The sequence below is a fragment of the Actinocrispum wychmicini genome, from assembly GCF_004345645.1.
GTDB classification, from domain to species: Bacteria; Actinomycetota; Actinomycetes; order Mycobacteriales; family Pseudonocardiaceae; genus Kibdelosporangium; species Kibdelosporangium wychmicini.
Window position 1 is genome coordinate 665,676 of the sequence record NZ_SLWS01000006.1, and the last position, 20,333, is coordinate 686,008.

Sequence of the window (20,333 nt, forward strand, 5' to 3'; positions counted from 1 at the left end):
GCTCACACCTCCTTCACTGCACTTCGTCGCATGCCGGACAGGCCGGCGTTGCGCGCGCGTTCCACTGCCGGCCCGATGGCCGCCCCCAACGCCTCAACATCGGCCATCGTGGATGTATGCCCCAGGGAGAACCGCAACGACCCGCGCGCGGCCGCCGCGTCCATGCCCATGGCGAGCAGGACGTGACTCGGCTGCGCCACCCCGGCCGTGCACGCGGACCCGGTGGAGCACTCGATTCCCTTGGCGTCCAACAACATCAGCAGACTGTCGCCGGCACATCCGGGGAACGTGAAGTGCGCGTGTCCGGGCAGCCCGGGGGCACCGTTGAGGATCGCGTCCGGAACGGCTGCACGCACCGCCTTCACCAGTTCCGTGCGTAGCCCGGACAGCTTGGCCACGTGCTTGTCGCGGTCCCTGGTGGCACTCCGCACCGCCGTCGCCAGTGCGTGGATCGCTGGCACGTCAATGGTTCCCGAACGCACGTCCCGCTCCTGGCCGCCGCCGTGCAGCAAAGGCGCGCATGGCACGTCCCGTCCCAGCAACAGAACACCGATCCCGATCGGCCCACCGATCTTGTGGCCGCTCACGGTCAACGCACTCGCCCCGGACTCACCAAAATGGACACCCACAGCCCCGACCGCCTGCACAGCGTCGGTGTGGAACGGAATTCCCCGCTCAGCGCACGCCGCCGCCAACTCCCGCACCGGATTGACGGTGCCCACCTCGTTGTTCGCCCACATAGTGGTGACCAGCGCCACATCGTCACCCAACGCGGCCTTCAGCGCATCGGGCTCGACCCGCCCGTCCCGATCCACCGGCAACCACGTGACCTCGGCGTCCTCATGATCCGCGAGCCACTGCGCGGCGTCCAGCACAGCATGGTGCTCCACCGAAGAGACAACGAGCCGGCGCCGCCCCGGCCGCTGCCGGGCCCAGTAAATGCCCTTGACCGCGAGATTGTCACTCTCCGTGCCCCCCGCGGTGAAGATGACCTCGGACGGCCTAGCGCCGAGGGCGTCCGCGATCGACTCGCGCGCCTCCTCAGCCACCCGCCTCGCCCGCCGCCCCGACGAATGCAGCGACGAGGCGTTGCCCGGCACGGACAGCGCCTCCATCATCGCCGCCACCGCTTCCGGCAGCATCGGCGTGGTCGCCGCATGGTCGAGATAAGTCATCGCCCAGAGAGTGTATGCGGCCACGCGCATCACACCGTACTCACCAGCACCGCCCCCACCCCGAACCGTCACGCTCGCGGCGGAACCGAGCACAGTCCGTAGCCGTCATACTGACCATTCCATGACGAGCCTAGACGGGGAGCTTTGCTCAACATGCCCACACCGATGGACACCTTCGAAGTCGATTTGTCGGCACTGGACAAGATCGCGGCCCAGGATCTGCCAGCCATAGCGACCGCATTGCGCGGCATCGCGAACGTGGTCACGACCCACGAGGGACTCGAAGGTCCCGGCCACCTCGACGCGGTATACGCAATGGAAGGCGCATACGCGCACTTCACCGATAGCGTCGGAAACAGACAACGTATCGCATGTGATCGAATTGACGCCACGGCGAATGCTTTGCGGGACGTGGTCAATCTCTACCGCCGCGCCGATGGGCAGGCATGACCGTGGCCGAATGGAAAACCGACACCGAACTGTACGACATCGCAGACCGGTTGGCTCACAAGATCATCGACATGTACACCAAGGCTGACGTCTTCATCAGCGTCGGGACCAACCGCAACACCGTGATCGACGGTCTCCGCCTGGACGCGGACATGTTCACGAGTCTGGATCCCCAGAAAATCGCCGACGAGTTCCAGCGGATGCAACGCGCGGCGACGGACACCGGCCAGGACGCGGTGGCGAGAAGCCTGCTTGACGCGGCGAACAACAAACTGACGACCATCTGGCGCGGCGACGCCGCGGAAGCCTTCGGACACCAGATGTCGTACATCGAGACGTTCACGCAGCAACAGGATGCGGAGTTGACATTCGCGGCGCACAGTATGGGCACCGCCTACGCCCTCGCCGTCCAGGTCCGGCGGAGTTACCACGAGCTGGCTGACGCCACCATCGCGGCCTGCGCCAAAGAGATGAGTGAGCAGACCGAACGAGACACCCAGGCGGCGATAGGTCTCTTCGCCGAGATCGCCAAGGCGTGCGTGACCGGATGGGTGAAGCCGGAAAGTGGCGCCGAGGTGGTTCGATGGGGTTTGGAAAGCTTCATCGACATCGGCTCCAAGACCCAGGAGGTGCTCGTCGAAGGCAGTAAGGCCGAAGAAGTGGTCGGGAACTACGTTCGGACACGGGACACTCTGAAAGGCTCATTCGAGGAAGGTCTGAACATACTCACCAAGTGGATCACCACCGAGGACACGTCGCTGGCCGCGGACAAGATCCCGCTGCTTGAGCCAATGCCTCCGGGCACCAACGTGAACGGCCCCGACTTCAGCTACGACAAGTTCTTCGATCCGGCCCGCGACCCGTCGTCGTTCGGCGGACGAGTCGAACAAGAACGCAAGAAGGCACGGGACCAACAGAATCGACCGGCCGGACTGATCGCCCGCAGGCTGGACGGAGGTCGGTCGTGATTCGAATATTCGTCGTCGTCGCGGTGTTGCTGGTCGCGGGGTGCAGCCGCCCTGCCGATTCGACGCCTTCGCCGTCCTCGGTGACACCCACTACGACGACCACGTCGGCGCCTTCATCGGGTACATCGCAACGACCGACGACGGCGCCGACCGCCCCGCGCAGGCTGGACCTGGGCAAGTACACCGCGAAGGCATGCGATTCACTGACGAGGCAACAGCTGGCGGCCATCGACCTGGCCGAGTTCCAAGCCCAGCAGCTCACCTCGGCGTGCCGGTGGTCACGAGGTCCGGAGACGACGTTCGACGTTCGGTTCTATCCGGACACCGATCCGGTGGCACTGGACTACAAGGACGCCAACAACGGATCGTCTCCGGTGTTCGAGCCCACCGACTTCGACGGATTCCCTGCAGTCAGGCGGCAGACGGCTTCCTCCCCGCCTGTGTACAACTGCAATGTCGCGGTCGCGACCGGGCCGGGGCAGGGGTTCGAGATCATCGCACTGAACACGGGGTCCGCTGTTGACTGGTGTACCAAGGTCGTGTCCGCTGGCCGGTACATCGTCCAGAACCTCGGTGGGTGAGGGTGCCGGACACTGGACGAAACTGAGCGAAAACGTTTACATTGATCGCGCCTTTCCGCCGCAGGCATCCTGTCCGTATCGATCATCGGAGGACCCTGTGGTACCCCTGTCTCGATGGCGGGTGGTCGCGTCGGGCGTTGTCGCTGTGGCGTTGGCCTTCGTTGTCGCCCCTGCCGTCAGTGCGGCGCCTGTCCTTCTCTCGCAGAACAAGCCCGTGCAGGTGTCCAGCACGGGTGGTGACGGTTTCGCCGGGCCGAACGCGGTCGACGGCAAGACGTCGACCCGGTGGGCCAGCCAGAAGAACATCGACCCCGCGTGGATCTACGTGGACCTCGGCGGGGTGTCGGCGGTCAGCGAGGTCAAGCTGACCTGGGACCTGTCGTGCGCCAAGGCGTACCGGGTCGAGCTGTCCACGGACGCGACCAACTGGAGCAGCGTCTACGAGACCACGAACGGCCCCGGCGGGGTGGAAGACCTCGCCATCGGCGGCAACGGCCGTTACGTCCGGGTCTTCGGGACGCAACGGTGCCGGACGGGTGCGTCGTTCGGCTACTCGCTCCAGGAGTTCCAGGTGTTCGGCACGGCCAGCGGGGACACACAGGCGCCGACACCGCCCGGTGACCCGCAGCCGAGCGGCCTGACGTCGACCAGTGTGACCCTCACCTGGACCGCGTCGACCGACAACGTCGGCGTGACCGCGTACGACATCTACAACAACGGCCAGTTGATGAAGACGGTCAGCACGTTGTCGACGACGCTGACCGGGCTCAAGCCGGACACCACGTACGGCTTCTACGTCAACGCCCGTGACGGGGCCGGGAACGTCTCGCAGGCCAGCGGCACGGTCACGGTCAAGACGCCGCCCACTGTCGTCGACCCGCAGCCGCCGACGAAGCCCGGAAGTCTCCATGTCACCGGGACGACGGCGAACACCGTCTCGCTCGCGTGGAACGCGTCCACGGACAACGTGGGTGTCACCGGTTACTTCGTCTACCTCGGGGACACCCAGGTCGGTTCGGCGACCGGCACGTCGACCACGATCGACGGGCTGAAGGCGAACTCGCCGTACACGTTCACCGTCAAGGCGACCGACGCGGCCGGGAACCTTTCGCCGGCCAGCGACCCGGTCACCACGAACACCAAGCCGGGCGGGGACGCGATCGGTGAGGTCAAGCAGATCACGACGAGCACGGACGTCCCGTGGGGCCTCGCGTTCCTGCCGGACGGATCCGCGCTGTACACCGAGCGCGACACGCACAACATTACGCACGTGACCGCGGCCGGAGTGAAGAACACCGCCGGGACAGTCCCGAACGTGTCCGGCACCGACGGCGAAGGTGGCCTGCTGGGCCTGGAGATCTCGCCGACCTTCGGCACCGACCACTGGCTGTACGTCTACCACACCAGCCCGTCGGACAACCGGATCGTGCGGATCAAGTACGAGAACGGCAAGCTCGGCACCGAACAGGTCCTGCTGACCGGGATCGCGCGCAACAAGTTCCACAACGGCGGCCGGATCCGGTTCGGTCCGGACGACAAGCTGTACGCCGGCGTCGGCGACGGCCAGAACGGCGACAACGCCCAGAACCTCAACTCGCTCAACGGGAAGATCCTGCGGCTCAACCCGGACGGCTCGGTGCCGTCGGACAACCCGTTCCCGGGCAAGTACGTCTGGAGTTACGGGCACCGAAACGTGGAGGGGTTGGCGTTCGACTCGCAGGGCCGGCTGTGGGAGGCCGAACTGGGCAACTCGGTGATGGACGAGCTGAACCTGGTCAGGAAGGGCGGCAACTACGGCTGGCCGAGCTGTGAGGGCACGTCCGGCTCGTGCGGCGACTCGTCGTTCGTCAAGCCGATCCGCACGTGGCCGGTCGCGCAGGCGTCGCCGAGCGGTCTCGCGATCGTCAACGACACGCTGTTCATGGCGGCGTTGCGGGGCGAACGGCTGTGGCGCATGAAGATCACCGGCAGCACGACCGACACCCCGAAGGCGTTCTTCCAGGGCACGTACGGCCGGCTGCGCACGGTCGAGGCAAGCCCCGACGGCGGCTTGTGGCTGACCACGACCAACGGCGACAAGGACAGCACACCGAACAACAGCAGTACGAAGATCCTGCACGTCGCGTTGAACTAACGGGAAGACGCCCCTCGTGAGCGAAGCTCACGAGGGGCGTTTCGTCAGTGGAAGGCCCAGGACTGGTTCTGTTCGCCGGTGATCTCGGCCGAACGGACCCGTCCGGTGGCCGTGTCCGCTTCGAGCAGCCGGGAGTCGGGGTCGTTGGTGACGAACACGTTCCCCGGGGTGTCGATGTCCATGGCCTGCATCCGGCCGCCGCACGTCTGCAGGAACGCGTAGCCGCCACCGCTGGGCACTTCGAGGCACAGCCCGTTGGCCGCGTTGCGCAGTGCGCCGTCGATGCCGACGGGCTGCCACAGCGATTCGGTGACGCCGCACGTGCCGACGAGCACGGGGGAACCGACGGTGGAGTTCGCCGTCACCCGCATGCAGCTTTGGGTGCCACGGTTGAAGAAGGTCATTCCGTCGGTGGCGGAGGCCGTCCCGGCCAGGCCGGCGACCAGCGTCACCGCGGTGGCGGTGACCGTGAACGCCTTGCGTGTGAGTGTGATCATGCCTCGATCCTCACAGCGGGACTTCCCGGCCAGCCAGGGTGCAGACCCCTGGACCGACCGGGAATCGCGGGAAGGTCACCCCTCGTGGGCGAGTGTCGGAGCGGAGAACCCGCTCACGAGGGGTGAGTCATCGGGGCGGCCATCCGGGTCGGCCGGACCAGGACGACGCCGAGCAACGCGACTCCGGCCATCGCGATGTCCAGTACGACCATCGCGGCGGTCGGATGCTGAGCGGACCCGAGCAGCGCGAGCAGAACACCGCCGACACCGACGAACAACGCGCTGAAGACACGTTCGGACACCTGCAACGAGGCCGCGTTCGCGCCCTGCTCGTGCGTTTCGGAGAGCCGCATGGTGATCACGCTGAGGCTCGAGTACCCCAGGCCCATCCCGATGCTCGCGACCGTCCACGCCACGAAGGCGAACCAGCCCCACCCCCACGTGGACGCCACGACGACCATGCCGGCGGCCCCGGCGGCGACGAAGCCGAGCCCCCACCGCACGAAGACGATCCGGGGGACGTCCACCTTGCGGGCGGGCACGACGGCGCCCGCGGACCACGCCAGCGCCCCGAACGTCAACGGAATCCCCGCTGCCAAAGGCGTGTAGCCGTGCACGGCGGTCAGCATCAACGTCACGTACACCTCGATCGCGGTGTACGCGCCCATCAGCAGGCCGCGGGTCAGCACCGTCACCGGCAGACCGGGCCGGGCGGACAGGGTTCCGTTGGGCAGCAACCGGATCAACGAGGGAAGCAGCAGCACCACACCCGCCACGCCGATCACCAGCGAACCGAGCGACGGGTGTTCAGCCGCCCAGGTTAACGCGGAGATCCCAGCGGCGGACGTCACCGCGGCGATGACGAGGCCGCGTTTCCCCGGCCCCGCCGGCACTTGCTCGGGCAGTCGCCGGACGGCGGGCAGCAACAGCGCCGCGCCCAGTGCCGCGAGCGGAACCAGCCCCAGGAAGACCCACCGCCAACTGGCCTGTTCGGTCACCAAGCCGGCCGCGAACGGCCCGACCAGTGACGGGACGACCCAAGCCGCGCTGAGCAACCCGAACGCGGCCGGTTGGGACCGCTCCGGGTAGACGTAGGCGATCATGACGTAGACCGCGATCGACTGCGTCCCCCCGCCCAACCCCTGGAGCGCCCGCCCGGCCAGCAACATCCACATGGACCCGGCGGTGCCGGCGACGACCAGCCCGACCAGGAACAGCCCGACCCCGGTGTACAGCCCGAAGGCGGGTCCGCGGGTGTCGCACAGCCGGCCGGCGAGTACGTTCGCGATCAGGCTCGTCACCAGGAACACCGTGAACGGCCACGAGTACAGGTTCTCGCCGTGCAACTCGACCACGAGCCGGGGCATGGCGGTGTTGACGCCGAGATTCTCGAACGCGACCAGGGTGACCAGCAACGCCATACCGACCGAGACGGCACGGTACTGCGGCGTCCACAAAGAACTCCGCGCGCGTTCCCCAGTCACAGCCACACGACGCAGTGTGCAACCTCAAGTGCGTTGTAGGTCAATCACGGCTGCCCCTTCGGACCGACATTCGTTAGATCGTTTGATTATCAACTCAGTGCACTATACCGTGCGGTCATGATCCTTCAGCAACAGACGTCGCGGCCCCAGCGAGTGGCCGCGATGCTGGCGGCCGGGTACGTGGTGTTCTGGATCGGCGCGGCGTTGTGGAGCCTGGACTTCCAGCAGGACAGCCTGGCCGAGACCCTGCGTTCGGTCGCGGACCAGAAGTTCCGGTGGGCGTGGACGAACGTGTTCATGGGCGCGGGCCCGCTGATCACCGCGGTCGGGTACCGGTGGTGGAGCGACTATCAGGCTCAACAGGGCGGCACGACGGCGACGAGTTCCATCGGCGCCATGCTCTACACGACTGGCGCCGTGCTCTGGATGGCGGAGATGGCACTGCGGCTGAGCGTGACGGTCACCGCGGCGAACGGCGCGTCGGCCGGATACGCGGCGTTCGACCAGCTCGCCAACGGACTGGGGGCGGCGTACCTGTTCCTCTCGCACGCCGCCACCGTGATCATCGCGTTCGGGCTGCTTCGTTCGCCGTCCGGATCACGCGTGGTGGGCGTGATCGGCCTCGGCCTGGGGGCGTTCCTCGGCATCGGGCTGGCCATCGGACCCGGCTACAAGCAGGTGTTCATGGCGCCCTTCCTCGGCGGCCTGTTCAGCGCGCTGCTGGCCGGATACCTGTTCGTCCAGCACCGCCGGTCGCTCAAGGCCGCGGCGTGACCTCAGCCCACCGGCAGTGTCGGGTGCTCGAACTCGGGCAGCGTCTGCGTCCGGCTCAGGACTTCGCGGACCGCGTTCTGGGTGATCTCCGTCAGTTCCCGGCGGTCCTTGGCGACGCTCGGCTCGATCGGGTCGAGCACGTGCACCTCAAGCACCATGCCGCGGGTCCGGGCCGTGCGCTTCAGCGAGGTGACCAAGTTCTCGTCGCCGATGAACGCGGGCGCGGTGGTGTCGTGGCCGTCCTCCAGGCGGTACCGGATCACGAAGGGGATCACCGGCACGTCCGCGTCGATGGCCGCCTGGAACATCGCCGGCCGGAACCGCCCGCGGGCCAGGCCACACCACGTCGTCCCCTCCGGGGAGACGTTCACCAGCGAGCCGCCGCGCATCGCCCGCATCAGTTCGTCCACCGCGGCCGGCAGCGAACGCAGGTTTTCGCGGTCCAGGTAGACCGAGCGGGCCGCGGTGGCCATCCGCCCGATGATCGGCCAGTCCGCGACCTCCTTCTTGGCCTGCGCGCGCATGGGCTGGACGGCGTTGACCGCGACGATGTCCAGCCACGAGATGTGGTTGGAGACCACCAGGGCACCGCGCCCGGCCTCGGCGAACTCACGCAGCCAGTGGTCGCCGTGCACCTCGACCCGGATCCCGAAGGACCGGGCGATCCGCCGGAAGAACCAGCGAACGATCGCCTCCCGGGTCCTGGTGCTGTAGATCGGCATGCCGATGGCGATGAACGGCCCCGTCAGCAGCGTCGCGACGGCCGTCACCAGGCGCCACGCACGTCGAACGCGTCCGACGGTCGGTATGTGGCCGGACATACAGCTGGTGCCACACGGTGACTCCGGCTGCCAGAGGTGTCCCCTCACCCTTGCTCCCCCAGGAAGAACTTGACATATCGTGGATCGACCTTGGCCAGGTCGAGTAGGACGAACACGTCGGCGACGCCGAAGTCGGCGTCCAGTGCGGGCGGTCCGCAGACCCATGCGCCCAGCCGCAGGTATCCCTTGAGCAGCGGCGGCACCAACGTCCGCGGCGCCGGGCGGATCCCGTCCGGCTGCCACGGGTGCAGCGGCCGGACCCGGTACTCGGGCGGCGACATGTGGTTGTCCCGCACCATGTTCCACACCGCCGCGGCGAGGTTTCCGCCGTCGCCGAGCGGGACGGACGCGCAGCCGGCCAGCATGGTCCGGCCGGTGAGCAGCATGTACCGGGCGATGCCGGCCCACATCAGGCTCACCACCGAACCCGTCCGGTGGTCGGGGTGCACGCAGGAGCGCCCGGTCTCCACGATCGAGGACCGCAGCGGCGCCAGCGCCGTCAGGTCGAACTCGGTCTCGGAGTAGAGCCGGCCGGCCTCGACCGCCCGGTCGGGCGGCAGCATCCGGTAGGTGCTGACGATCTCGCCGGTCCGGTCCTCCCGGACCACGAGGTGGTCGCAGTGCTCGTCGAACTCGTCGATGTCCAGGCCCGGGGTGGGGCTGTGCAGCGTGGCCCCCATCTCACCGGCGAACACCTGGTATCGCAGGCGCTGCGCGGCCACGACCTCCTCGGAGTCTCTCGCCAGCAGCATCGAGTAACGAGGTGCGTCGTCGGGCAGCTCGGTCCCAGCGGTGGCGGTACTGACGAGCACCTGCGCCTGAGTCATGGGGATCGTTCTACCCGCGGATGATGACCTTCGACAAGCCGACTTCATGGCGCATCAGTGGAAAATGGGTGAATACCCTGAGACGTGGTCACCCTGTAGGACGATAGCGCGAGCAAGATCACTTTCCGCATCCCCCGGACTTCCTCGTGAGTGGTTCGGCGTGTTCTCTCCTCCGAACCACCCACGAGGCCGAGATCATCCCTTCCGCTTGGTGATCTCGCCGGTCAGCTGGGGTGCCACCTGGAAAAGATCACCCACGACGCCGAAATCCGCGATTTCGAAGATCGGCGCCTCGGCGTCCTTGTTCACCGCGATGATCGTCTTCGACGTCTGCATTCCGGCGCGGTGCTGGATCGCCCCGGAGATTCCCAACGCGATGTACAGCTGCGGCGAAACCGTCTTGCCGGTCTGCCCCACCTGGAACTGGTGCGGGTAGTAGCCGGAGTCCACCGCGGCCCGCGACGCGCCGACCGCGCCGCCCAGCGAGTCCGCGAGCGCTTCCACGACCCCGAAGCTCTCCGCGCTGCCGACCCCTCGCCCACCGGACACGACCACGGACGCCTCGGTCAGCTCCGGCCGGTCACCGCCGACCACCGCCTCGGCGCCGGTGATCTTGGTGGATTTGGCCGCGTCGACCGCGGGCACCTCAACGGCCTCCTCGGCCGCGGCGCCGTCCGCCTGCTCCGGCTCGACCGAGCCGGCCCGCACCGAGATGACCGGGACACCCTTGGTGGCCTTGGCCTTCGCGGTGTAGGCGCCACCGAAGACGGAGTGCGTGGTGACCCCGTCGCCATCGATGTCGACCGCGTCGTACAGCAGGCCGGAGCCGATCCGGATGGCGAGCCGGCCGGACACCTCCTTGCCTTCGGCGGTCGCGGCGACCAGGACGGCCGCCGGGGACGCCTTGGCCACGAGCGCCGCGAGGACGTCGACCTTCGGGGTCACCAGGTAGCCGGCGGCGTCGTCGGACTCGGCCACGTACACCTTGGCCGCGCCGTGGGACGCCAGCGCGTCCTTGATCTTCGCGGCCGTGCCGGGCGCGCCGACGACGACCGCGGCCGGCTCACCGAGCCGGCGAGCCGCCGTGAGCAGCTCGAACGTGACCTTCTTGACCTCACCGTCGATCTCGTCGACGAGGACCAGAACCTCGGACATGACTGGATTCTCCTCCTCGTGGGGTCAGATGAGCTTCTGCGAGACCAGGTACTCGGCGATCTTCGAGCCGCCGTCGCCCTCGTCGGTGATCCGCTGGCCGGCCGACCGCGGCGGCTTGGGCGCCGACTCGGTCACCGCCGTGAAGGCGTTGCCGAGGCCGACCTCGCCGCCGTCGATGCCGAGGTCCGCCACGGTCAGCGTGCTGACCGGCTTCTTCTTGGCGGCCATGATCCCCTTGAACGACGGGTACCGCGGCTCGTTGATCTTCTCGCCGACGCTGACCACCGCGGGCAGGCTGGCTTCCAGGAACTGCCGTCCGGTGTCGGTCTCGCGCTCCACCTTCACGGTGCCGCCCGCGATCTCCACCTTGCGGGCGTGGGTGAGCTGCGGCAGGCCGAGCAGTTCGGCGAGCATCGCGGGGATCGCGCCGCCGACGCCGTCGGTGGACTCGTTGCCGGCGATGATCAGGTCGTAGCCGTCGACCGTGCCGACGGCCTTGGCCAGGACCTTGGCGGTCTGGATGATGTCGGCGCCGTGCAGCGCCTCGTCGCTCACGTGCACGGCCTTGTCCGCCCCCATGGACAGGGCCTTGCGGATCGCGTCGGTGGCACGGTCCGGGCCGGCGGTCAGCACAGTCACCTCGCCGCCCTGCGCCTCTTTGATCTGCAGTGCCTCCTCGACGGCGCGCTCGTTGATCTCGTCGAGCACGGCGTCCGCCGACGCACGGTCCAGAGTGTGGTCAGCACTGGCGAGCTTGCGCTCGGAGTAGGTGTCGGGCACCTGCTTGACCAGGACAACGATGTTAGGCATGGGTCTTCTTCGACCTCCCGGTTACGCACGTTCGAAGCTGGTAGGAACCATCCCATGTCGGTCGTGGGTCCACAGGGTGGCCTGCGACACGCCCGCCATGCTACCCGCCGGTAACATAGCTCGTGCCGACTGTCGGCGTGACAGTACTCACTGACCGCTCGACGTGCGCCGGAAACGGTTGGGCGATCCGACCGAACCAGCGGGTTGCCTCCATCCGGGTGATACGCATTAGTCTGGTTTCCTATGCACGGCCGTGTAGCTGTAGTGACCGACTCGACCGCCTGCCTTCCTTTGGATTTGGCCAGGCAGTGGGGTGTGTCGATCGTCCAGATGCAGATTCACCTCGGTGGCCACGTCGCCGAGGAGGCTCAGGTGCCCAGCGAGCAACTGATCCAAGCGCTGAGAAATCGCACGCCGGTGACCACCGCCCCACCCGAGCCGGCGACGTTTTACCGGCTGTACCAACAGGTCGCGCTGAACGCGGACGCGATCGTGTCGATTCATGTGTCGTCCCGGCTTTCCGAGACGTGCAAAGCGGCCAGCCGCGCGGCCGCGCAAATGCGGATTCCGGTGCACATCGTGGATTCCGCCACCTGCGGGATGAGCCTGGGCTACGCCGTGCTGGCCGCGGCCAGGGTGGCCGGCGCGGGCGGCAATCCGCGCCGGGTGATCGACGCCGCGGTCCGGCGCTGCCGGGCCAGCTCGGAGCTGATCTACGTGGACACCCTGGAGTACCTGCGCCGCGGCGGGCGGATCGGCGCGGCGGCGGCCCTGGTCGGGAACGCGCTCTCGCTCAAGCCGGTCCTGACCGTGCAGGAAGGCCAGATCGCGCCGCAGGACAAGGGGTTCGGCTCGGACCGCGCGCTGCGCAAGATGGTCGAGACGGCGGTGTCCCGGGCCGGCGCCGGGACCGTGGACATCGCGGTCGAGCACTTCGGCAACATGCCGCGCGCGACCACGATCCTGGACGAGTTGAAGCCGCGGTTGCCGCAGGCGCGGGACGCGGTGATCACCGAGGTCAGTTCCGCCATTGGGGTGCACGTCGGTCCGGGCGCGGTAGGCATCACGATCTCCCGCACGGACTGACCGGCGCGAATTCCCCCGGCGATTTCCTTCGCCGGGGTAGCGATTCCCGCGGCGACGTGACCCATCTCACGGACATGGCCGGCCCGAGAATCCCTTGGGGCGGATAACCGCAGCCCACGGCCCCAGCACGGGATTGTTCCGCCAATTTCCTACACCGTTGGAGAATGACCCGGAAAGCGCACGCATATGATCATGGGATGTCGTCGCGAACCTCGCACGACATCGTTACCAGGACGATTACGGTCACCCGGCTGAGCTGGTGAAGCGCACACCGTAGGTGGACTTTATTCACCCGATCGAGCGAACAGTTTCCCGTGCGACCCGATCAAGCGCGACAGTCGGTACGCTCGTCGCACGGAGTTCCTGCCTCACCAGGCCCCGGCCCCACACTGGGTAGCGCATATGACCTCACCGCTCCACGAAGCCTCGTCGACACCGGCCGCCCCGGCCCGGAATACCCGGCTGCGGGTCCGGCTGGCGCGCAAGTGGGCGTACATCCTCGCGTCGACCGCGTACCTGCCGTACTCGTCGCAGGAGATCGACAACGCGCTCCGCGAGATGGTCGACACGATCTTCGACGCGGCCCTGAGCGAGCCGTTCACCCCCGACCTGGTCGCCGGGGTCGGCGCCCGCCTGGTGGAGATGCGCTGCACCGGGCCGTTGAGCCTGCGCCGGACCGTGGACGTGGTCGGCAAGTCCCTGCTGAACGAGCCGGAACTACACCGGGCGGACGGCAAGCAGGAGGAACGGGCCGTCGGCGTGCTCGGCGTGCTGGCCGCCGACTATCTGGAAGCGGCGCGCCAGTTCGTCTTCACCCAGCAGGAGGACCTCAAGGAAGCGCTGCTGCGCGCCAGCAACGACATCCACCTGCAGCTGCGCACCACCGAGGCCAGGTTCGACGCGGTCTTCTCGTCCTCGCCGAACGGGGTCGCGGTGGTCGACCTGGCCGGGCGCTTCGTGCGGGTGAACGAGTCGATGGAGTTCATGCTCGACCGCACGGCCGCGGACTTCGCCAAGCTCACCCTGTTCGACGTGGTCGACCCGGACGAGACGCCGTTCCTCCGGGCGGCCTGCCGGGACCTTGCCGACGGCTGGATGGAGCGGCTGCACCAGCAGCGCCGGCTGGTCCGGGGCGACGGTGAGGCCGTACGCGCGGCGCTGACCCTGACCCTGTTGCGGGACACCAGGTCCAGACCGCACCAGCTGCTGGTGACCGCGCACGACGAGACCGAGATCTCGCTGCTGCAGGGCCAACTGAGCCACCAGTCGCTGCACGACGTGCTGACCGGCCTGCCGAACCGGCAGTACTTCAGCACCCGGCTGGAGAGTGTGCTGCGCCAGGCCGGCCCGGCCACCGGCGCCACCCTCTACCACCTGGACCTGGACGCCTTCGCGATGATCACCGACGGCCTCGGCCGGCACGTCGGCGACCGGGTGCTGATGAACGTCGCCCAGCGGCTCAAGGCCGTGGTGGCCGGCGAGAACGCGATGGTGGCCCGGTTCGACGGCGACGAGTTCGCGATCATCGTGCAGAACTCGGACACCACCCCGGACGTGGTGTCGACGATCGCCGCGATCAACGAGGAGCTGGCGGAGCCGATCTACGTCGACGGGCACGGCGTGGCCGCGTCCGCCAGCATCGGCGTGATCCACCGGCCGCCCGCCGACACGGACGTGACCGAGCTGCTGCGGACCGCGGACATGACGTTGCGGCGCGCCAAGGTGAACGGCCGCCGCCAGTGGGGCCTGTTCGACAAGGACGCGGACGCGCTCGACCGGTCGCGGTTCAGCCTGACCGCGGCGATGCCCGGCGCGCTGGAGATGGGTGAGATCTCGGTGGTGTGCCGGCCGTTGACGCGGCTGTCCGACGGCGTCCTGTTCGGTTTCGAGGCCATGCTGCAGTGGCTGCACGACGGCAGGCTGATCGAGCACGCGGACGTGCTGGACCTGGCCGAGCACACCGGGCTGGTGCTGCCGCTGCGAGATACGCTGCTCCAGGACGCGGCGAAGCAGGTCAGCTGGTGGAACGAGCGGCACCGGCCGGTCCGCCTGGTGCTGGACATGACGGCGAACCAGTCGTGCGACCCAGACCTGGTCGGCGCGGTCCTGGGCATCCTGGCGAGCACCGGCCTGGACGCCTCCATGCTGCGGATGGCGATGCCCACCTCGGTACTGCTGACCGACCGCGGCGAGTCGGTGGACAACCTGAACCTGCTGGTGGAGAACGGGATCGGGATGGCCGTGCACGACTTCGGCAGCGCGGCGGGCGACATCGAGTGCCTGGAGGACATGCCGGTGACGTGCGTCCGGATCGCCCGGCGACTGGTCGACCGGCAGTGGTCCGGCAAATCCAAGCTGATCGGCCAGACCCTGGCCGACCTGGTCAAAGTCGCGCACATGGCGGGCGCGAGCGTGACCGCGGACGGCGTCGACTCACCCGAACAGGAGTCGTGGTGGCGGAACACCGGCGCGGACTACGCCCTCGGCGCCCACTACGGCCACGCCACCGACCTCCGCGACCAAACCTAGCCGCGCCGGAGCTGGGCTTACTCGTGGGTAGGGTGTGGGGGTGACGGCTGATCCCGCCCCGCTGCCGCTGACCGGGGAACGAACCGTGCCCGGCGTCGCCGAGGAGAACTACTGGTTCCGGCGGCACGAGGCCGCGTACGTCGCGCTGTCGCCGTACTGCCGGGACGCGGTGGTGCTGGAGGCCGGGTGTGGCGAGGGCTACGGCGCCGACCTGCTCGCGGACACCGCCAGGACGGTGATCGGCCTGGATTACGACGTGCTCACCACCAAGCACGTGTCGCGCGCGTATCCCCGGGTACGGATGCTTCGGGGCAATCTCGTCCAGCTGCCGCTGGCCGACCGGTCCGTGGATGTCGTGGCGAACCTGCAGGTCATCGAGCACCTGTGGGACCAGCCGGCGTTTCTGGCCGAGTGCCTGCGGGTGCTGCGCCCGGGTGGCCGGCTGCTGATCACCACGCCGAACCGGATCACGTTCTCGCCGGGCCGGGACACTCCGCTGAACCCGTTCCACACGCGTGAACTGTCCGCGGCCGAGCTGTCGGAACTGCTGCTGGCGGCGGGTTTCCGGATCGAGCTGATGGCCGGGCTGCGGCACGGCGAACACATTCGCGAGCTCGACGCGCGGTTCGGCGGGTCGCTGATCGAGGCGCAGGTGCGGGTCGTGGTCGGCGGCGGGGTCTGGCCGGCCGACCTGCTGGCCGCGGTCAAGGCCGTCACCGTCGACGACTTCGTCCTTGCCGAGTCCGATGTGGACAGCAGCATGGACCTGGTCGGCGTGGCGGTCCGGCCGTGAGCGAACCGATCGGCACGTTCTGCCTTGTGCTGCACAGCCATCTGCCCTGGCTGGCCCACCACGGCTCGTGGCCGGTCGGCGAGGAGTGGCTCTACCAGGCGTGGGCCCACTCGTACCTGCCGGTCGTGGACCTGTTGCGACGCTTCGCCGACGAGGGCAGGCAGGACGTTCTCACCCTCGGCGTAACGCCGGTACTGGCCGCGCAGCTGGATGACCCGTACTGCCTGCGCGGCGTCCACGACTGGCTCGGCAACTGGCAGCTTCGGGCCCAGTACGCGGGGATCCGTTGGCAGCACGGCGATCCGGCGTTGCGCGAGCTCGCCGCCAACGAGCACAGAACAGCCGAGAGCGCGCTGACAACGTTCGAAACCCAGTGGCGACACGGCTTTTCGCCGATGCTGCGGCGGCTGGTGGACGCCGACGTCATCGAGTTGCTCGGCGGTCCGGCGACCCACCCGTTCCAGCCGCTGCTGGACCCTCGGGTCCGCGACTTCGCGCTGCGGACAGGCTTGGCGGACACCGAGCTGCGGCTGGGCCGGCGCCCGGCGGGCATCTGGGCGCCGGAATGCGGGTACGCGCCGGGCATGGAGGCCGGTTACGCGGCCGCCGGAGTGCGCAGGTTCATGGTCGACGGCCCGTCCCTGCGGGGCGACACAGCCGCCGCGCGCACTCTCGGCGACTCGGACGTGGTGTGCTTCGGCCGCGACCTCGAAGTCACCTACCGCGTGTGGTCCCCGAAAGCCGGCTACCCGGGCCACGCCGACTACCGGGACTTCCACACGTACGACCACCCGTCCGGCCTGAAGCCGTCCCGGGTCACCGGCAAGCACATCGAGCCCGACGACAAACTGCCGTACGACCCGGCCCGCGCGGCGGTCGCGGTGCACCACCACGCCAAGGACTTCGTCGACACCGTCGTCCAACGTCTCCAAGGATTGCCGCCGCGGTCACTGGTGGTGGCGGCGTACGACACAGAGCTTTTCGGACACTGGTGGCACGAAGGCCCGCTGTGGCTGGAGGCCGTGCTGCGCGCGCTGCCCGAGGCCGGCGTACGCGTGACGACGTTGCGTGGCGCCCTTGACGCCGGCCATCTCGGCCCGCCGGTGGACCTGCCCGCGTCGTCGTGGGGCTCGGGCAAGGACTGGCGGTCGTGGGACGGCGAACAGGTGGCGGATCTCGTGGCCGCGGGCGCCGACCTCCAGCGCGACCTGTTGTCCATAGTGGACACATTTGGACCGCTGCCGGATCCGGCGGCGGACCAACTCGTCCGCGAGGCCCTGCTGGCGTTGTCCAGTGACTGGGCCTTCATGGTCACCAAGGACTCCGCCGCCGACTACGCCCGCCGCCGGGCCAAGGTGCACGGCGAACGCTTCGGCGAACTGTCCGAACTGCTCCGGCTCGGCCACCATGACCGGGCGGCCCGCAGAGCGAACGAGCTGAGCGCGGAGGATTACCTGTTCGGCCGGCTGGACGCGCGCGGCCTCAGCGCATGACCGTGCCGCCGGCCACGTCCAGCGTCAGGCCCGTCAGCCAGGAACTGTCGTCCGACGCCAGGAAGACCGTGAGCGCGGCGACGTCCGTGGGTTCGCCGATCCGTCCCAGCGGGTAGGACGCGGCCATTTTCACCTGCATGTCGGCCGGGATCATCTGCGCGTTGCGTTCGGTACGGATCGCCGCGGGCGCGACGCAGTTCACCCGAATACCGTTCGGCCCGACTTCCTGCGCGACTTTGCGAGTGAGCAACTCGACGCCCGCCTTGGCCACCGCGTACGGGCCGGGCGAATGGACCGTGGGCTGCCGGGACGCCGTGGACGACATCGTGATGATCGAGCCACGGCCGCGCTCGATCATGCCGGGCAGGAACTCCTTCAGCGTGAGGAACGTCGCCGTGAGGTTGCCGTCGATCGCCGCCTGCCACTCGGCCAGGTCGACGTCCACGATCGGCCGCGGCCGGGTCGGGTTGCCGCCGGCGAACGCGACCACGATGTCCGGCGGTCCCAGTTCGGTCTCGACCCGTTCCCGCAGCGCGGCGACGCCCGCGACGCTGGTGACGTCCGCCCGGACGCCGATGGCGTCGTCCACTGTGGCCACCGTCTGAGCGATGGCCTCTTCGTCCCGCCCGACGACGGCGACCCGCGCGCCGTGCCTGCCCAACGCCGTCGCCGTGGCCGCGCCGATGCCCCGCGAACCGCCGGTGACAACCGCGATCCGGCCGGTCAGATCAACCATGGTCCCCTCCAAGGAAATGCGGTAGGATTCTGTTGGACAGACAGTACATCTAATTAAGCCTCGGAGGCAAGCGGTGAGCCCACGCGGTTACCACTCGGACAAGCGGCAGGCGGCCGCCGAGGAGACCCGTCGCCGGATCCTGGAGACGACCCGGCGGATCATGGCCGGCAAAGGGATCCCGCAGCTCACCATCGACGTGGTCGCGGCACAGGCGGACGTGTCGCGACAGACCGTGTACAACGCCTTCGGCTCGAAATCCGGTCTGCTGGAGGCGTTGTGCGACTACCTCGGCGAGCGCGGCAAGATCGAACGGATCGGCCAGGCGTTCACCGCGCCGGACGGAACCACGGCGATCGCCAGGCTGGTGACCGCGTTCTACGAGTTCTGGGCCACCGACCGGACCGTCACCCGACGGCTGCGCGGCCTCGCGACCGTGGACAAGGACCTGGACGCGGTGATCAAGGCCCGCACCGCCCGGCAGCGACTCGCGGTGGGCGGCCTGCTGAACCGGTTCCCGGACCTGGACGCCTCGGGCCGGGAGCGCGAGCACACTGTGGACCTGTTGTGCGCCGTCGCCAGCTTCGAGATGTTCGACATGCTCGCAGGTCAGACCGAGTTGGCGGTGGCCGCCGCGATGGCGCTGCTGAGCGAACAAGCACTTGTTAGGGGTACCGGCGAGTAGGGGTGCTTCCGGGGGTGCGAGGATCAAGGTCTGATGCGTGTGCTGATGCTGTCCTGGGAGTACCCACCGGTGGTGGTCGGCGGGCTGGGCCGGCACGTGCACGCCCTGGCGACCCACCTGCACGAACTGGGGCACGAAGTCGTCGTCCTGTGCCGCCAGCAGGCTGGCACGGACGCGGCGACACACCCGACCGCGGACGAGGTGGTCGAAGGCGTCCGGGTGATCCGGGTCGCCGAGGACCCGCCGCACCTGGTGTTCGAGCGGGACCTGGTGGCATGGACCCTGGCCATGGGGCACGCCATGGTCCGCGCCGGGCTGGCGCTGGCCTGGCGTCCGGACGTGATCCACGCGCACGACTGGCTGGTGACGCATCCCGCCGTCGCGCTGGCCGAGCACTTCGCGCGCCCGTTGGTCGCGACGATCCACGCGACCGAGGCCGGCCGGCACAGCGGCTGGCTTTCGCAGCCGCTGAACCAGCAGGTGCACTCGGTCGAGTGGTGGCTGGCCAACCGGGCCGACAGCCTCATCACGTGCTCGGCGGCGATGCGGACCGAAGCGGCGTTCCTGTTCGACCTCGATCCCACCGACATCACCGTGATCCACAACGGGATCTCGCAACGCTCGTGGCGGGTCCCGGCCGCGACCGTCCGGGCGACGCACCGGCAGTACAACCCCGGCGGCGGCCCCATGCTGCTGTTCTTCGGCCGTCTCGAATGGGAGAAGGGCGTCCAGGACCTGATCGCCGCGCTCCCCCGGATCCGCCGCTCCCATCCCGGCACCCGGCTCGTGGTCGCCGGCAAGGGCATTCACGCGCCGCGCCTGGTGGCGGACGCCCGCAAAGCCCGGGTCATGCGGTCGGTCGACTTCGTCGGCCACCTGTCGGACAGCCAGCTCGTCGCCGCGTTGGCCGCCGCGGACGTCGTCGTCCTGCCGAGCCGGTACGAGCCGTTCGGGATCGTCGCCCTGGAGGCCGCGGCTGCCGGCGCCCCGCTCGTGGCGTCGACCGCGGGCGGACTGGGCGAGGTCGTCACGCACGGTGAGACCGGGCTGGCCTTCGCGCCGGGCGACGTCGACGGGCTGGCTGCGGCCGTCCGGGCGGTGCTGGACGATCCGGCGGCGGCCCGGCGGCGGGCGAAAACGGCCAAAGCACGCCTTTCGACCGATTTCGACTGGGCCCGAATCGCGGCCGCGACGGTCGATGTCCACGCATCTGCCCGAATTCGCGAACGCGGCCCGCTCGGCCGTCCGAAGATCGCCACCGGAAACGCTTTCAGCTGACGTTCCCCATCCGACGAAGGACGGGAGCGAATACCCCTAAGTAATTGCGGAACACCGTCG

The 20,333-nt window shown here is 68.7% G+C and carries 19 protein-coding genes; 11 read left to right on the forward strand and 8 right to left on the reverse strand.

Translation table 11 applies throughout. The features are described from left to right. Nucleotides 1–2: 2 nt before the first annotated feature. Nucleotides 3–1,175: a cysteine desulfurase family protein gene (locus tag EV192_RS29515; protein WP_132121096.1), complete on the reverse strand. Its 1,173-nt coding sequence runs from the start codon at nt 1,173–1,175 to the stop codon at nt 3–5. Between the two features lie 165 nt (nt 1,176–1,340). Between EV192_RS29515 and EV192_RS29520 the strand changes: the two genes are divergently transcribed. From EV192_RS29520 to EV192_RS29535, 4 genes are all read left to right on the forward strand, one after another. Then, nucleotides 1,341–1,625 carry a hypothetical protein gene (locus EV192_RS29520; protein ID WP_132121098.1) on the forward strand — a complete coding sequence of 95 codons (285 nt, stop codon included), beginning with the start codon at nt 1,341–1,343 and terminating at the stop codon, nt 1,623–1,625. Next, nucleotides 1,622–2,593, forward strand: a complete 972-nt coding sequence (locus tag EV192_RS29525; RefSeq protein ID WP_132121100.1) for a hypothetical protein — start codon at nt 1,622–1,624, stop codon at nt 2,591–2,593. The genes EV192_RS29520 and EV192_RS29525 overlap by 4 nt, the downstream gene beginning before the upstream one ends. Then, nucleotides 2,590–3,174, forward strand: coding sequence for a DUF3558 family protein (locus EV192_RS29530; protein WP_132121102.1), 585 nt, complete (start codon nt 2,590–2,592; stop codon nt 3,172–3,174). The genes EV192_RS29525 and EV192_RS29530 overlap by 4 nt, the downstream gene beginning before the upstream one ends. A gap of 97 nt (nt 3,175–3,271) precedes the next feature. Beyond that, complete coding sequence (locus EV192_RS29535; protein WP_165960661.1) at nt 3,272–5,308, forward strand: PQQ-dependent sugar dehydrogenase; 2,037 nt, start codon at nt 3,272–3,274, stop codon at nt 5,306–5,308. A 44-nt stretch (nt 5,309–5,352) separates the two neighbouring features. On the opposite strand, the gene EV192_RS29540 is transcribed toward EV192_RS29535, so the two are convergent. After that, the gene (locus EV192_RS29540; protein ID WP_132121104.1) at nt 5,353–5,805 is read right to left on the reverse strand and encodes an RICIN domain-containing protein; all 453 of its coding nucleotides are present in this window, start codon (nt 5,803–5,805) and stop codon (nt 5,353–5,355) included. Between the two features lie 113 nt (nt 5,806–5,918). After that, nucleotides 5,919–7,295 (reverse strand): MFS transporter, encoded by a 1,377-nt coding sequence (locus EV192_RS29545; RefSeq protein WP_243727134.1) that lies wholly within the window; start codon nt 7,293–7,295, stop codon nt 5,919–5,921. Between the two features lie 111 nt (nt 7,296–7,406). On the opposite strand from EV192_RS29545, the gene EV192_RS29550 reads away from it, so the two are divergent. After that, nucleotides 7,407–8,063 (forward strand): hypothetical protein, encoded by a 657-nt coding sequence (locus EV192_RS29550; protein ID WP_132121107.1) that lies wholly within the window; start codon nt 7,407–7,409, stop codon nt 8,061–8,063. A 2-nt stretch (nt 8,064–8,065) separates the two neighbouring features. Here EV192_RS29550 and EV192_RS29555 read toward each other — a convergent pair whose 3' ends face one another. From EV192_RS29555 to EV192_RS29570, 4 genes are all read right to left on the reverse strand, one after another. Beyond that, nucleotides 8,066–8,833 (reverse strand): lysophospholipid acyltransferase family protein, encoded by a 768-nt coding sequence (locus EV192_RS29555; protein ID WP_165960662.1) that lies wholly within the window; start codon nt 8,831–8,833, stop codon nt 8,066–8,068. Between the two features lie 95 nt (nt 8,834–8,928). Next, nucleotides 8,929–9,711, reverse strand: coding sequence for a GNAT family N-acetyltransferase (locus EV192_RS29560; protein ID WP_132121111.1), 783 nt, complete (start codon nt 9,709–9,711; stop codon nt 8,929–8,931). A 195-nt stretch (nt 9,712–9,906) separates the two neighbouring features. Beyond that, nucleotides 9,907–10,866, reverse strand: a complete 960-nt coding sequence (locus EV192_RS29565) for an electron transfer flavoprotein subunit alpha/FixB family protein (RefSeq protein ID WP_132121113.1) — start codon at nt 10,864–10,866, stop codon at nt 9,907–9,909. A 24-nt stretch (nt 10,867–10,890) separates the two neighbouring features. Then, nucleotides 10,891–11,676: an electron transfer flavoprotein subunit beta/FixA family protein gene (locus EV192_RS29570; RefSeq protein WP_132121115.1), complete on the reverse strand. Its 786-nt coding sequence runs from the start codon at nt 11,674–11,676 to the stop codon at nt 10,891–10,893. A 243-nt stretch (nt 11,677–11,919) separates the two neighbouring features. Here EV192_RS29570 and EV192_RS29575 point away from each other — a divergent pair, with 243 nt between their 5' ends. The 4 genes from EV192_RS29575 to EV192_RS29590 all read left to right on the forward strand — a co-directional run bounded on the left by EV192_RS29575 (nt 11,920) and on the right by EV192_RS29590 (nt 17,577). Continuing rightward, nucleotides 11,920–12,762 (forward strand): DegV family protein, encoded by an 843-nt coding sequence (locus EV192_RS29575; protein WP_132121117.1) that lies wholly within the window; start codon nt 11,920–11,922, stop codon nt 12,760–12,762. 402 nt (nt 12,763–13,164) lie between these two features. Continuing rightward, the gene (locus tag EV192_RS29580; RefSeq protein WP_132121119.1) at nt 13,165–15,291 is read left to right on the forward strand and encodes a putative bifunctional diguanylate cyclase/phosphodiesterase; all 2,127 of its coding nucleotides are present in this window, start codon (nt 13,165–13,167) and stop codon (nt 15,289–15,291) included. Between the two features lie 34 nt (nt 15,292–15,325). Continuing rightward, nucleotides 15,326–16,084 (forward strand): class I SAM-dependent methyltransferase, encoded by a 759-nt coding sequence (locus tag EV192_RS29585; RefSeq protein WP_424923396.1) that lies wholly within the window; start codon nt 15,326–15,328, stop codon nt 16,082–16,084. Continuing rightward, complete coding sequence (locus EV192_RS29590; protein WP_132121121.1) at nt 16,081–17,577, forward strand: 1,4-alpha-glucan branching protein domain-containing protein; 1,497 nt, start codon at nt 16,081–16,083, stop codon at nt 17,575–17,577. Before EV192_RS29585 ends, EV192_RS29590 begins: the two co-directional genes overlap by 4 nt. Here the strand turns inward: EV192_RS29590 and EV192_RS29595 are convergent. Beyond that, nucleotides 17,567–18,313: an SDR family NAD(P)-dependent oxidoreductase gene (locus EV192_RS29595; protein ID WP_132121123.1), complete on the reverse strand. Its 747-nt coding sequence runs from the start codon at nt 18,311–18,313 to the stop codon at nt 17,567–17,569. The genes EV192_RS29590 and EV192_RS29595 overlap by 11 nt on opposite strands. A 73-nt stretch (nt 18,314–18,386) precedes the next feature. Between EV192_RS29595 and EV192_RS29600 the strand changes: the two genes are divergently transcribed. Together EV192_RS29600 and EV192_RS29605 are read left to right on the forward strand one after the other, a co-directional pair. Next, nucleotides 18,387–18,995, forward strand: coding sequence for a TetR/AcrR family transcriptional regulator (locus EV192_RS29600; RefSeq protein ID WP_132121125.1), 609 nt, complete (start codon nt 18,387–18,389; stop codon nt 18,993–18,995). A 33-nt stretch (nt 18,996–19,028) separates the two neighbouring features. Next, entirely contained in the window at nt 19,029–20,273 is a 1,245-nt protein-coding gene (locus EV192_RS29605) for a glycosyltransferase family 4 protein (protein ID WP_132121127.1), read from the forward strand. Nucleotides 20,274–20,333 lie beyond the last annotated feature (60 nt).

What these genes read in the sequence shown, in the direction of transcription:
- EV192_RS29515 (WP_132121096.1), bottom strand. Translation starts at nt 1,175, where the DNA reads ATGACTTATCTCGACCATGCGGCGACCACGCCGATGCTGCCGGAAGCG.
- EV192_RS29520 (WP_132121098.1), top strand. Translation starts at nt 1,341, where the DNA reads ATGGACACCTTCGAAGTCGATTTGTCGGCACTGGACAAGATCGCGGCC.
- EV192_RS29525 (WP_132121100.1), top strand. Translation starts at nt 1,622, where the DNA reads ATGACCGTGGCCGAATGGAAAACCGACACCGAACTGTACGACATCGCA.
- EV192_RS29540 (WP_132121104.1), bottom strand. Translation starts at nt 5,805, where the DNA reads ATGATCACACTCACACGCAAGGCGTTCACGGTCACCGCCACCGCGGTG.
- EV192_RS29550 (WP_132121107.1), top strand. Translation starts at nt 7,407, where the DNA reads ATGATCCTTCAGCAACAGACGTCGCGGCCCCAGCGAGTGGCCGCGATG.
- EV192_RS29560 (WP_132121111.1), bottom strand. Translation starts at nt 9,711, where the DNA reads ATGACTCAGGCGCAGGTGCTCGTCAGTACCGCCACCGCTGGGACCGAG.
- EV192_RS29565 (WP_132121113.1), bottom strand. Translation starts at nt 10,866, where the DNA reads ATGTCCGAGGTTCTGGTCCTCGTCGACGAGATCGACGGTGAGGTCAAG.
- EV192_RS29570 (WP_132121115.1), bottom strand. Translation starts at nt 11,676, where the DNA reads ATGCCTAACATCGTTGTCCTGGTCAAGCAGGTGCCCGACACCTACTCC.
- EV192_RS29575 (WP_132121117.1), top strand. Translation starts at nt 11,920, where the DNA reads ATGCACGGCCGTGTAGCTGTAGTGACCGACTCGACCGCCTGCCTTCCT.
- EV192_RS29580 (WP_132121119.1), top strand. Translation starts at nt 13,165, where the DNA reads ATGACCTCACCGCTCCACGAAGCCTCGTCGACACCGGCCGCCCCGGCC.
- EV192_RS29595 (WP_132121123.1), bottom strand. Translation starts at nt 18,313, where the DNA reads ATGGTTGATCTGACCGGCCGGATCGCGGTTGTCACCGGCGGTTCGCGG.
- EV192_RS29605 (WP_132121127.1), top strand. Translation starts at nt 19,029, where the DNA reads ATGCGTGTGCTGATGCTGTCCTGGGAGTACCCACCGGTGGTGGTCGGC.